Source organism: Cellulomonas sp. APG4 (assembly GCF_009996735.1).
Classification (GTDB): Bacteria; Actinomycetota; Actinomycetes; order Actinomycetales; family Cellulomonadaceae; genus Actinotalea.
In genome coordinates, this window is the sequence record NZ_JAACYI010000001.1 from 183,365 (window position 1) to 194,643 (window position 11,279).

The window sequence follows — 11,279 nt, forward strand, 5'->3', positions numbered from 1 at the left end:
CGGTCAACGCTCGGCCATCGCTGCACGCTCGGCCTTCGCGGTCGTGTCTGGGATCGTGTCGTGGGGAAGGGGCCGCGTCCGGCCGGCGCGGACGCCGTTGGCGATGACGAAGACCTCGGCGACCTCGTGAACGAGGACCACGGCGGCCAAGCCGAGGACACCGGTCAGGGCCAGGGGCATGAGCACGATGATGATCGCCAGGGACAGGCCGACGTTCTGGAGCATGATGCGCCTGGCCCTGCGGGCGTGGGCGAACGCCTGGGGCAGGTGACGCAGGTCCTCGCCCATGAGCGCGACGTCGGCGGTCTCGATCGCGACGTCGGTGCCCATCGCGCCCATCGCGATGCCGAGGTCGGCGGTCGCGAGGGCGGGGGCGTCGTTGACGCCGTCGCCGACCATCGCGGTGCGGCGCTGGGTGCGCAGCTGGGCGACCAGTGCGGCCTTGTCCTCGGGTCGCAGATCTGCGTAGACGTCCTGGATGCCGACCTCGCGGGCCAGGGCGGTCGCGGTCAGTGTGTTGTCGCCGGTGAGCATGGTGACGTGGTATCCGTCGCGGCGCAGCTGGGCCACGACCTGCGCGGCCTCGGGCCGCAGCTCGTCGCGCACCGCGACGGCACCGAGCAGCGTGCCGTCCTCCTCGATCAGGACGGCGGTCGCGCCGGCCTGCTGCATCCGCTCCACCTCACCGGCCAGGGACCTGGCGTGGACCCAGCCCGGTCGCCCGAGACGGACCGGCCGACCCTCGAACGTCCCGATGAGACCCGCCCCCGGTACGGCCTCCACGTCGCTCGCGGGGCTGAGTGCGGGTACGGCGGCCAGGATGGCGCGCGCCAGGGGGTGCTCGCTGCGCGCTTCGAGGGCGGCCGCGACCTGCAGGACGCGCGCCTCGGTCCGGCCGGGCGCGGCGACGACGGCCACGACGGCCGGGGCGTTGCGGGTCAACGTCCCGGTCTTGTCCAGGGCGACCCCGCGGATCGCGCCGAGGGCCTCCACGGCCGCGCCGCCCTTGATGAGCACACCCTGCTTGGAGGCGGCCCCGACGGCGGCGACCACGGACACCGGGACGGAGATCGCCAGGGCGCACGGGGACGCTGCGACGAGCACGACCAGGGCCCGCTCGATCCACGTGCCCGGGTCGCCCAGGAGGCTCCCGGCGACGGCGATGAGCGCGGCGGCGATCATCACACCGGGCACCAGCGGCTTGGCGATGCGGTCGGCCAGGCGCTGCGCTTCGCCCTTGCGGGACTGCTCGGCCTCGACGATCCGCACGATCCGCGCCAGGGAGTTGTCCTGCGCGGTGGTGGTCACCTCTACCTCGAGGACCCCGGATCCGTTGATCGACCCCGCGTAGACGTCCTGCCCGGCTCCGGCCTCCACGGGCACCGACTCACCGGTGATGGCCGAGACGTCCAGGGCGGTGCGACCGGTGCGGATGATCCCGTCCGTGGCGACCCGCTCCCCGGGCTTGACCACCATCAAGTCCCCGACGCGCAGCTCAGCGGGAGCCACCGTGGTCTCTGCACCGTCGCGCAGAACCGTCGCGGTAGCGGGCACGAGGCTCAGCAGTGCACGCAAGCCGCGGCGGGTGCGGGCAAGGGAGTACTCCTCCAGGCCCTCGCTGATGGAGAACAAGAACGCCAGCGCGGCCGCCTCAGCGACCTCACCCAGCAGCACCGCGCCGATCGCGGCGATCGTCATCAGTGTCCCGACGCCGATCTTGCCCTTGACCAGTCGCCGGATCGTGCTGGGGACGAACGTCCACGCACCGACCAGCAGCGCCACCCAGTTCAGCACCGTCCCAACTGCGGACTGATCCCTGGACCCTGCGACCAGGCCCGCCAGGAGCAGCACGCCGGCGACGGCGGCGAAGCGGAGCTCGCTGACCTCCCACAGCCGCTCGGCCTCGTGCTCCTCGGCTTCCTTGCCGCTGGGGGTGGTCTCGTCGTCGCTGCAGCCGCAGGCGTCGCTCATCGTGCGCTCTCCTTGGTGATCGGGTCAGAGGTGGTGGGACGTGCGTAGGTGGGGCACAAGGCCACCGCGTTGCCGGTCGCGGCCAGCAGGCCCTCGGCCACAGCCAGCAGGTCCAGCAGCTCCGGGCGGGTCAGGTGGTAGACCGACGCGCGTCCCTGCGCGCGGTAGTCGACCAACCCGCACTCCCGCAGACAGGCCAGGTGTGAGGACACGGTGGACTGGCTCAGGCCCAGCTCGGTGCACAGGTCCACGACCCGCGCCTCGCCTGTCGCCAGGCGGCGCACCAGCGCCAGGCGCGTCGGATCGCCCAGCCCTCGGAACAACGCCCCCGCAGGCGCCAGCTCGACCCGGCCACTCACATCAGGACTTGCGATAATCATCGGCATGGATCGATGCTAGCGCCCCTCGGGTGTGGATTCGACCCCGGTCGTCCTCTCTATCGGCCGCCCCCGCCACAGCCGCGAAGTAGCGCGCCGGCGCCTCGCACCGCAACCAACCGAAAGGGCCCCCTCGATGGACCTGGCCGTAGCCGCCCTGCAAGCCGTCGGCCTGTTCCTGGTGACCAACATCGACGACATCATCGTGCTCTCACTGTTCTTCGCCCGCGGCGCCGGCGCCCCAGGCGCCACCGCCAAGATCATCGCCGGGCAGTACCTCGGCTTTGGCGCCATCCTCATCGCCTCCGTCCTGGTCGCACTCGGCGCCAACGCCTTCCTGCCCGAAGACGCCATCGCCTACTTCGGACTCATCCCCCTGCTCCTCGGCCTCTACGCCGCCTTGCGGGGCTGGCGTGGCCGCGACGACGACGATGACGACCCGGGCAAGGCCGCCGCCGTCTGGACCGTCGCAGCGGTCACCTTCGCCAACGGCGGCGACAACATCGGCGTCTACGTGCCGGTCTTCCTCACCGTCGGCCCCGCCGCGACCGCCGCGTACGCCGTCGTGTTCCTCGCCCTGGTCGCCGTGCTTGTCCTGGCCGCCAGGTACGTCGCCACCCGACGACCCATCGCCGAAGTCCTCGAACGCTGGGAACACGTCCTGTTCCCCCTCGTCCTGATCGGCCTGGGCATCGTCATCCTCATCGAGGGCGGCGCCTTCGGGCTGTAGAGCCGTTGTCCGTTGCCGGTAGCGGCGAGAAGGTCGTCGTCGGCGGGCGATTGCCGGTCACGGTTCTCCGCCGCCCCCTGACCTGCCGCCGATGCGCGAATGACGGTCGCGGCTCAGAGGTACCGACACACCGCGGTCGGGTCGCAGGCCCCTGGGTCAGGTTCGGCGGCGGCGTCCCGCAGCTCGGTGACGGTCTCGCGCAACGCCTGAAGGTGCGCGATCTGGCGGTCGAGCTGGTGGACGCGGCTGTCGAGCAGCTCGCGGACGTGGTGGCAGGGCGCCCCGCCGGCGTCTCGTACGTGCAGGACCTCTCGGATCTGCGCCAGGGTCAGGCCGGCGGCCTGACCACGGCGGATGAAGTTCAGTCGCTGGAGGGTCGCGGGCTCGTAGTCGCGGTAGCCGGTGATGGTGCGCTCGGGCGCCGGGAGGAGCCCCGCCTGTTCGTAGTAGCGCAGCGTCTTGGTCGTGGTGCCGCTCGCCTGGGCCAGCTCTCCGATACGCACATCGCCTCCAGCTGCCGAGCCTACCGGCCTTGACCTTCCAGTGCGGTGGAAGGTCAAGGCTGATGCCTGGAGCAAGGACCGGCGACGAAGGGATCTGGCATGAGCGCGGGCCATGACGTGGACCTGGCGGTGGTCGGCTCCGGTGGTGCGGCGATGGCGGCTGCGATCACCGCGCGGCAGGCTGGGCACAGTGTCGTGCTGATCGAACGCGGCGTTCTCGGTGGGACCTGCGTGAACATCGGCTGCGTGCCGTCCAAGACGCTCCTGGCGGCCGCCGGCGCCCGTCACTCCGCTCTGACCAATCCCTTCGACGGCGCTCCCACCTCCGCAGGTGGAGTGGACCTACGGGCGTTGGTTCAGCAGAAGGACGAGCTGATCGAGCAGCTGCGCGGTGCGAAGTACGCCGACGTCGCTGCCGCCAATGGGTTCGAGGTCGTGCCTGGGCACGCCGGGTTCCTTGATCGCGACACGCTCGCGGTCGAGGGCACGCCTCTGCGCGCCCAGGCGTACGTGGTGGCCACCGGGGCCGAGCCGGCGGTGCCCGAGCTGGCGGGTCTGGACGGCGTGGACTGGTTGACGTCGACGACGGCCATGGAGCTCGATCAGGTGCCGAGGTCTCTGGTGCTGATCGGTGGCGGCTACGTCGGACTCGAACAGGCACAGCTCTTCGCCCACCTCGGTGCGAGGGTGTCCCTGGTCGGGCGCGTGGCTCCACGGGCCGAGCCGGAGCTGGCCGAACGCCTGCGCGCGGTCTTCGCCGACGACGGCATCGGCGTCCTCGAAGAGCACGCCGTCGCCGTCTCGGTCGACGGAGGCGAGGTCGTCGTAAGGACTGCGTCCGGTGTTGTGGTCCGCGGAGAGCGGCTGCTGATCGCCACCGGTCGCGCGGCCCGCACCGACGGGCTGGGACTCGCCGCAGCAGGCGTCGACGTCGACGAGCGGGGTTTCGTCGTCACGGATGAGTTCCAGCGCACGACCAACCCGCGCGTCTACGCCGCAGGCGACGTGTCCGGTGCCCCGCAGTACGTCTACGTCGCCGCCGCCGCAGGCCGCGCTGCCGCCGCCAACGCACTGGCCGGCCCGGACGGTCCTGGGGCGCGGGTCGACTACACCGGCCTGCCCACCGTGGTCTTCACCAACCCCCAGCTCGCCTCGGCCGGGCTGAGCGAGAAGGAGGCCCTCGAGCGCGGCCACGACTGCACGTCCCGAGTGCTGAACCTCTCAGAGGTCCCGCGCGCCTTGGTCAACCGCGACACCCGAGGGACCGTGAAGATCGTCGCCGACGCCGCAACAGGCAAGGTCCTGGGGGTGCACGCCCTCGCCGACAGCGCCGGCGAGATCATGCTCGCCGCGACCTACGCCATCAGAGCCGGCATGACGGTCGACGACATCGCAGACACCTGGGCGCCCTACCTGACCATGGCCGAGAGCCTGCGGATCGCCGCAGGCCTGTTCCGCAACCAGATGCCGACGTCGTGCTGCGCCTGATCGCAGTGCCCGGCTGCGCCATCGGCGCCGAATCGGCCATCATGGATCATGACCGCGCCGCGCAGTGTCGCCCGCGACTCGGACCTGTGGTTGTTGCGGCCGACCTCGGCCCCATGCCGCGGAGCTGGGCAGCACCCCCAGCGTCTACATCTGCGTCGGATGCGCGCTCTGGGCAGCCCGCCGCTTGCTGATGAGCCGGTTCAGGGCCTCAGCCGCTGACGCAGAGCTGGCGCACTCGGGCAGCGCGGCGGCTGACGGCGCACTCGGCGGCCACGGCCACTGTTCCGGGCCATCGGGCTACTGGCTCCCGAAGGTGGAGAGGCCGCATCATGTGCCTCGGGTGACCGGAAGATGACCGCAGAACCTGTGGTGAGCCGCCCGACTACAACACCGCCGCCGTCCCCCTCGTCGCCGGTGTTCTCGCTCAGTTGGGCTTCGTCCTGCCAATGGAGATCGGCGAGATGCTCGTGTCCCTGTCCACGATGCACGACTGTGAGCGAGGATGTGCACATGCGTTCTCGGTTCCACGTCGCGACCGTTGTCCTCGCCAGCGCCGCTCTGCTTGCCGGCTGCTCCGCCACCACGTCAGAGGATGACGTGCTCGCCGATCTCGGTCTCGACGGCCTGACCGGTCAGGAGATCGTCGCGCAGCTCGACGCCTCCACCGAGAACCGGCCACTGGACTTCACGGCTTCCGTGCGCGAGGGCGAGGTGCTCCTCGGCGACGGCTCCACAGAGATCGGCCTCCCCTTCGCCAAGGGTCAGTTCTACGTGTCGATCGCGCCCTACATCCAGACCACGCACGAGTGCTTCTTCCACAGCCTCGCCACCTGCCAGGGCGAACTTGTCGACGAGCCGGTGGAGGTGACAATCACCGACTCCGACGGTGCGGTCCTCGTCGACGAGAGCGCCACGACGCACTCCAACGGCTTCGTCGGTTACTGGCTTCCCGAAGGCGTCGAGGGCACGATCGAGATCACCCAGGGCGACCTGAGCGGCAGCGTTCCGTTCAGCACGACCGAGGGCAGCCCGACCTGTGTGACCACCCTCCAGCTCACCTGATCCACCGCCCCTCCGGGCCGGCCTCGGCCGCTCCGGTCGCCATCGACGCACTGCCCGTGCAGTGGGCGCAGAGGCTGGGGCCCAGCGGGCTTGGCACTCACAGGTCATGACAGCACACGAGCACCTGCACCTGCCCACGCCTAAACCCTCGCGCGAGAACTGGATGACCGACAGGACCGAGCGAGGGTCGCCCGAGGCCAAGACGACCCCGCCGGCGCGATCGCCACGTCCGTGCCGGCGCCGATCGCCACACCGATGTCGGCTGCGAGAGGCGTAAACGAACGTTTCCGCTACACCCGCCACAAGTCAGCCGACGCGGGTCTTCCAGCGGAAGGTGGCGGGAGTCTGCCGAAGCCGAGTGGCGGTCCGGCCGCTCTCTGACGTCGCCGAGCCACGCGGTCGCAGCAGCGCCGCTGGCGCGGGCTCGGGTCCCGGCGGAGGGTGGGGTGATGACGTCGTACTGGCTCGTGCTCGGTCTGGCGGCGCTGCCCGCGCTGGGCAACTTCGCCGGTGGGGCACTTGCCGAGTTCTTCCGGGTCTCGGACCGCACGCTGAGCCTGGCGCTGCACCTGGCCGCTGGCATCGTGCTCGCGGTGGTGGGGCTGGAGCTGATGCCTGAGGCGCTGGCGGGTAGCCCCGCGTGGGTCCCCATGCTGGCCTTCGTCGCCGGCGGTGCGGCGTTCATCGGACTCGACCGGGTGGCCGTCTTCGTCCAGGCCAGGCTCGGCCGACCCGACGAGGACGCCACCGGCAGCAGGACACGCGCCGTGGGGATCTTCTCCGGGGTCTCCATGGACTTGTTCAGCGACGGCGTCATGATCGGTACCGGTGCCGTCATCAACCGCCCGGACTCGCCGCGGCTGACGACCGGCGCGGAGGTCGAGCTCGTGGAGTTCCTCGACTTCGAGTGCGAGGCGTGCGGCGCGATCTACGCGGTGGTCGAGGACCTCAAGGAGCGGTACGGCGCGTCGCGGTGGTCGTCCGCTACATGCCGCTGCACGCCAGCTCGGTGAACGCGGCCCTGGCGGCCGAGGCCGCAGGCGAGCAGGGGCGGCACGAGGAGATATCCGACCTGCTCTTCACCAGACAGGCGGAGTGCGGACACCAGCAGACCGCTGAGCGTGACCTGTTCTTCGACTACGCGGAAGAGCTGGGCCTGGACGCAGCTCAGTTCGAGGAGGACTTCGACGACCCGGCGACACTGGCGCGCATCGAGCGCGATCAGGTGGACGGGCAGGCCGCTGGAGTCACCGGGACGCCGACGTTCTTCCTCGACGGCGCGCCGTTGCCCGTGGACAGCATCGATGACCTCGAGCGGGCGCTGACCGCGGCCCTCGATGGCTAGGCAGGCCGCCACCGGCACGGCCGGAACGCCCACGGGCCGCCCGGCCGAGGCCGCGCCCGCGCGCACGGCGACGGGGTGGCGCGCAGCTGTGGCGGCATCGCGCAGGCTCGGCCGGTCTGGTCATCATGGGCGGGATGGGGCTCGCCGCGCGGTCGCCCTCCTGCTGGAGCGGATCGCGATCCTGCTCGACTGGACCACATTCCCCAGCTGCACGCTCAACCCGGTGCTCTCCTGCGGCTCGGTGATGACGTCTCCGCAGGCGTCGGTGTTCGGCTTCCCCAACCCGGTCATCGGCGTCGTCGGCTTCACCGTGGTCCTGACGACGGGCGTGGCGATCCTCGCCGGCGCCCGGCTCGCCCGCTGGTACTGGGCAGGGCTGCAGGTCGGGGCGACGGCCGCGTCCGTCTTCGTGCACTGGCTCGTCTTCCAGAGCCTGTACCGCATCGGCGCCCTGTGCCCGGACTGCCTCGTCGTGTGATCGTGACCATCCCGCTGTTCGTGGTCATGACCGCGCGCAACCTCCGCGCGATCCCGTCGCCACGGCTCCCGGGAGCGCAGAAGGCGGTCGACGTCGTGCAGGAGTACCAGCTGCCGATCGTGGTCGCCTGGTACCTGGTCATCACCGCGTCGGCGGCGCAGCGGTTCTGGGACGTATTGGATCACGCCCCTGCCCTGAGGAGGGGGCGCCTCTCAGGTGGCCAGGTCCCACAGGAGGAAGACGTTGAGGGCGACGATGAGCGCCGCCACGACCCCGGCAGCCGCGGTCGTGACCGGGCGGTTGACCAGCGAGCCCATCAGGGAGCGCCGCGCCGTGAAGATCAGCAGCGGCACAAGGGCGAAGGGGATACCGAAGCTCAGCACCACCTGGGACCAGACCAGGGCCGCTGTCGGGTCGATACCCAGGGAGAGGACCACCAGGGCCGGCGCAAGGGTCAGCGCCCGGCGCAGCCACAACGGGATCTGGCGCTGCAGGAACCCCGCCATGACCACCTGGCCTGCGTAGGTCCCCACAGACGACGCCGCGAAACCCGAGGCCAGCAGGGCGAGCGCGAAGGCCAACGCCGCGCCCTCGCCCGCAGCTGCAGCGAGGCTGGCGTGGGCACCCTCCAGGGTGGCGGCGCCCGGGTCGCCAGCGAAGAGCTGGGCGGCGACGATCAGCATCGTGGCGTTGATCAGGCCCGCCCCTCCCATCGCCAGCAGGACGTCCAACCGCTGGCTGCGCAGGACACGGCGCAGCGCCGCCGGCGCGACCGTGGCCCCGGCCGGACCGGCGAGCCCGTACCGGCCAGGCATCAGCGCCGAGTGCACGTAGATCACGTGCGGCATGACGGTCGCCCCGAGGATGCCGGTGGCCAGCAGGACGCTGTCGGAGTCGACGAACCCGGGCACGAGCCCGCCGGCCAGGGCCGCCGGCTCCGCGCCCGCGACCACCAACGTGTAGGCGAATCCGAGCGCGATCACAGCCAGCAGACCGGTGATCACCAGCTCGAAGGGCCGGTGGCCACGCGACTGCGCAGCGAGGAGGCCGAACGCGACGACAGCGGTGATGAGTCCGCCGACGGGCAGCGGGACACCGAACAGCAGGTACAGGGCAACCGCACCACCGACCACCTCCGCAAGATCGGTCGCGATCGCCACGGCCTCGGCCTGCACCCACAGCAACCTCGTGACCGGGCGAGGTAGGTGCGCCCGGCACAGCGAGGCGAGGTCCTGGCCGGTGGCCAGGCCGAGCTTGGCCGTGAGCGCCTGGATCAGCATGGCCATGAGATTGGCGGCGACGATCACCCACAGCAGCCGGTACTCGTAGCCGGCGCCACCCGCGAAGTTCGTCGCGAAGTTGCCGGGGTCGACGTAGGCAACCGCGGCCACGAACGCGGGCCCGAGCAGCACCCACGTGCCCCCGGACCGTCGCGACGCGTGAGCCCCCGCGGCACGCGCACGTGCCGACCGGTTATCGAGAACGCGCACAGGTGCTCCTCCGGCGGCGGGGTGATGGGACCGAAACTAGCGTCGCGCAGCGGTGCGTCGCAGCCGCCGCGGGGTCCGTCCGTCGCGGTTCTGGTGGCGACCGGTGAGGAGGTGCGGCCGGCGTGACTTGCTCCCGTGCCTACGGCTCCTGCCGGGCGGACGGTGCCGAAGCCGGTCGACGGAACGGACTCACTCTGCGCGAGCCTCGCGAGCATGGCGTTGTTCAGCGAGCACTGAACCTCGGTGCCGGGTCGCGTCCAGGTAACGGCGCTTTCGTGGTTGCCCCACAGATCGATGCGACTCGCGGTGTGACTGACGTTCACCTTCCCGCCACTCGCCGGAACCTTGTTTCAAGCCTCGTCTACCTAGATGATGGTCAAAACAAGGAGATGGGTGACGATGACAGTCGCACAGAACACCGCTGTGCACGCGATGCCGCGTGACGTCGCGGACTCGGTGGTGCCGGTCGTCCGCGCGCTCGCGGACCCGCTGCGGCTGCAGATCGTCTCCGCGCTCGCCGCCGCGCCGGGTGGTCGGCTCGCCGCAGGCGAGATCGCCTCGTTCACCGAGCTCGCCGGTCCGACGGTCTCGCACCACCTCAAGTCCCTGCGCGAAGCAGGCGTAGTGCGGGCCGAGCGGCGCGGCACATGGATCTTCTACACGCTCGCGCCGGGGATGGGGCGAGTCGCCTCCGCGCTGCTCGACGGCCTCGCACAGGCGGCCACCGGTCCCCGGCAGGACGAGGACCTCGAGGAGGGGCCGCGCCCGGACGCCGAGGCAGTCCTGGAGCGCGCGGTGGCGCGGCTTGGCGACCGCTTCCCGCAGATCTCAGGAGACGTGGTGTGGCTGGTTGTACGCGAGTCCTACGCCGCGCTGGCACGGACCGCCACGGTGACGACGCACCTGTCCGTCCTCGCCGAGCGCTTCGCTCGGCAGCGGCTCGAGGACCAGGTTCGCACCGCCACGGGCGCGGACAGCCGACCCCAGGTGCTGTTCGTCTGCACGGCGAACGCGGGCCGCTCCCAGCTCGCCGCCGCACTGCTGCGCAAGATCGCCGGTGACCGGGTCGTGGTCCGCTCGGCCGGCTCGCTGCCCGCCGCGCACGTCCACGCCACCGTCGCCCCGCTGCTGAGCGAGCTCCTCGCCGACCAGCCGGACGCCGAGGACCCGTTCCCCAAGCCGCTGACCGACGACGCCGTCCGCGCCGCCGACGTGGTCGTCACCATGGGCTGCGGCGACTCGTGCCCGGTACTGCCGGGCAAGCGGTACGAGGACTGGCCGATCGGCGACCCCGCCATGGCCTCTCCCGAAGGCGTGCGAGCGATCTACGACGATCTCGCTGCGCGCGTCGGGGCGCTCGCGGCAACCCTCAGCTGACCCGCCCCCACCCACATCCGAGGAGAGCCATGACCGAGACCACCCGCCCGTCTGCCCTGTTCGTGTGCGTGCACAACGCCGGCCGCTCGCAGATGGCGGCCGGGTTCCTGCAGCACCTGTCCGGCGGCGCCGTCGAGGTCCGCTCCGCCGGGTCGATGCCGGCGGACCAGATCAACCCGGTCGCCGTCGAGGCGATGCTCGAGGTCGGCGTCGACATCCGCGACCAGCAGCCCAAGGTCCTGACCACCGACGCGGTCCGGGCGTCCGACGTCGTCATCACGATGGGCTGCGGCGACGTCTGCCCGATCTTCCCCGGCAAGCGCTACGAGGACTGGCAGCTCGACGACCCGGCGGGCCAGGGCATCGAGTCCGTCCGTCCGATCCGGGACGAGATCCGCACCCGTGTGCTCACCCTCCTCGACGAGCTCGGCGTCGAGCCCGCCGCGGCGACCGCCTGA

General features: G+C 71.2%; 12 protein-coding genes. 8 read left to right on the forward strand and 4 right to left on the reverse strand.

Annotated features, from left to right (window positions below; all coding sequences use genetic code 11):
- Positions 1–3: 3 nt before the first annotated feature.
- Both GXB85_RS00825 and GXB85_RS00830 read right to left on the reverse strand, forming a co-directional pair.
- A complete protein-coding gene (locus tag GXB85_RS00825; RefSeq protein ID WP_161915744.1) occupies positions 4–1,971 on the reverse strand; it encodes a cation-translocating P-type ATPase in 1,968 nt (655 codons plus the stop codon).
- Positions 1,968–2,357, reverse strand: coding sequence for a helix-turn-helix transcriptional regulator (locus GXB85_RS00830; RefSeq protein WP_188484734.1), 390 nt, complete (start codon positions 2,355–2,357; stop codon positions 1,968–1,970). The genes GXB85_RS00825 and GXB85_RS00830 overlap by 4 nt, the downstream gene beginning before the upstream one ends.
- A 127-nt stretch (positions 2,358–2,484) precedes the next feature.
- Between GXB85_RS00830 and GXB85_RS00835 the strand changes: the two genes are divergently transcribed.
- Positions 2,485–3,078: a cadmium resistance transporter gene (locus GXB85_RS00835; RefSeq protein ID WP_043601971.1), complete on the forward strand. Its 594-nt coding sequence runs from the start codon at positions 2,485–2,487 to the stop codon at positions 3,076–3,078.
- Positions 3,079–3,191: 113 nt separating this feature from the next.
- Here GXB85_RS00835 and GXB85_RS00840 read toward each other — a convergent pair whose 3' ends face one another.
- Positions 3,192–3,581 (reverse strand): heavy metal-responsive transcriptional regulator, encoded by a 390-nt coding sequence (locus GXB85_RS00840; RefSeq protein ID WP_043601974.1) that lies wholly within the window; start codon positions 3,579–3,581, stop codon positions 3,192–3,194.
- 99 nt (positions 3,582–3,680) lie between these two features.
- On the opposite strand from GXB85_RS00840, the gene merA reads away from it, so the two are divergent.
- The 5 genes from merA (at position 3,681) to GXB85_RS00865 (ending at position 7,954) form a co-directional block, all read left to right on the forward strand.
- Positions 3,681–5,069 carry a mercury(II) reductase gene (merA, locus tag GXB85_RS00845; protein WP_161915745.1) on the forward strand — a complete coding sequence of 463 codons (1,389 nt, stop codon included), beginning with the start codon at positions 3,681–3,683 and terminating at the stop codon, positions 5,067–5,069.
- A 492-nt stretch (positions 5,070–5,561) separates the two neighbouring features.
- Entirely contained in the window at positions 5,562–6,131 is a 570-nt protein-coding gene (locus GXB85_RS00850; protein ID WP_225753206.1) for a CueP family metal-binding protein, read from the forward strand.
- A 449-nt stretch (positions 6,132–6,580) separates the two neighbouring features.
- The gene (locus GXB85_RS00855) at positions 6,581–7,144 is read left to right on the forward strand and encodes a hypothetical protein (RefSeq protein ID WP_188484735.1); all 564 of its coding nucleotides are present in this window, start codon (positions 6,581–6,583) and stop codon (positions 7,142–7,144) included.
- The gene (locus tag GXB85_RS00860) at positions 7,120–7,476 is read left to right on the forward strand and encodes a DsbA family protein (RefSeq protein ID WP_161784005.1); all 357 of its coding nucleotides are present in this window, start codon (positions 7,120–7,122) and stop codon (positions 7,474–7,476) included. The genes GXB85_RS00855 and GXB85_RS00860 overlap by 25 nt, the downstream gene beginning before the upstream one ends.
- Entirely contained in the window at positions 7,469–7,954 is a 486-nt protein-coding gene (locus GXB85_RS00865; protein ID WP_152605505.1) for a vitamin K epoxide reductase family protein, read from the forward strand. The genes GXB85_RS00860 and GXB85_RS00865 overlap by 8 nt, the downstream gene beginning before the upstream one ends.
- A gap of 212 nt (positions 7,955–8,166) precedes the next feature.
- On the opposite strand, the gene GXB85_RS00870 is transcribed toward GXB85_RS00865, so the two are convergent.
- Positions 8,167–9,444, reverse strand: a complete 1,278-nt coding sequence (locus tag GXB85_RS00870) for an Nramp family divalent metal transporter (RefSeq protein ID WP_081978400.1) — start codon at positions 9,442–9,444, stop codon at positions 8,167–8,169.
- A 399-nt stretch (positions 9,445–9,843) separates the two neighbouring features.
- Between GXB85_RS00870 and GXB85_RS00875 the strand changes: the two genes are divergently transcribed.
- Both GXB85_RS00875 and GXB85_RS00880 read left to right on the forward strand, forming a co-directional pair.
- On the forward strand, positions 9,844–10,821 hold the full coding sequence (locus GXB85_RS00875; RefSeq protein ID WP_043602112.1) for a metalloregulator ArsR/SmtB family transcription factor: 978 nt from the start codon (positions 9,844–9,846) through the stop codon (positions 10,819–10,821).
- A 29-nt stretch (positions 10,822–10,850) separates the two neighbouring features.
- Entirely contained in the window at positions 10,851–11,279 is a 429-nt protein-coding gene (locus tag GXB85_RS00880) for an arsenate reductase ArsC (protein WP_043601978.1), read from the forward strand.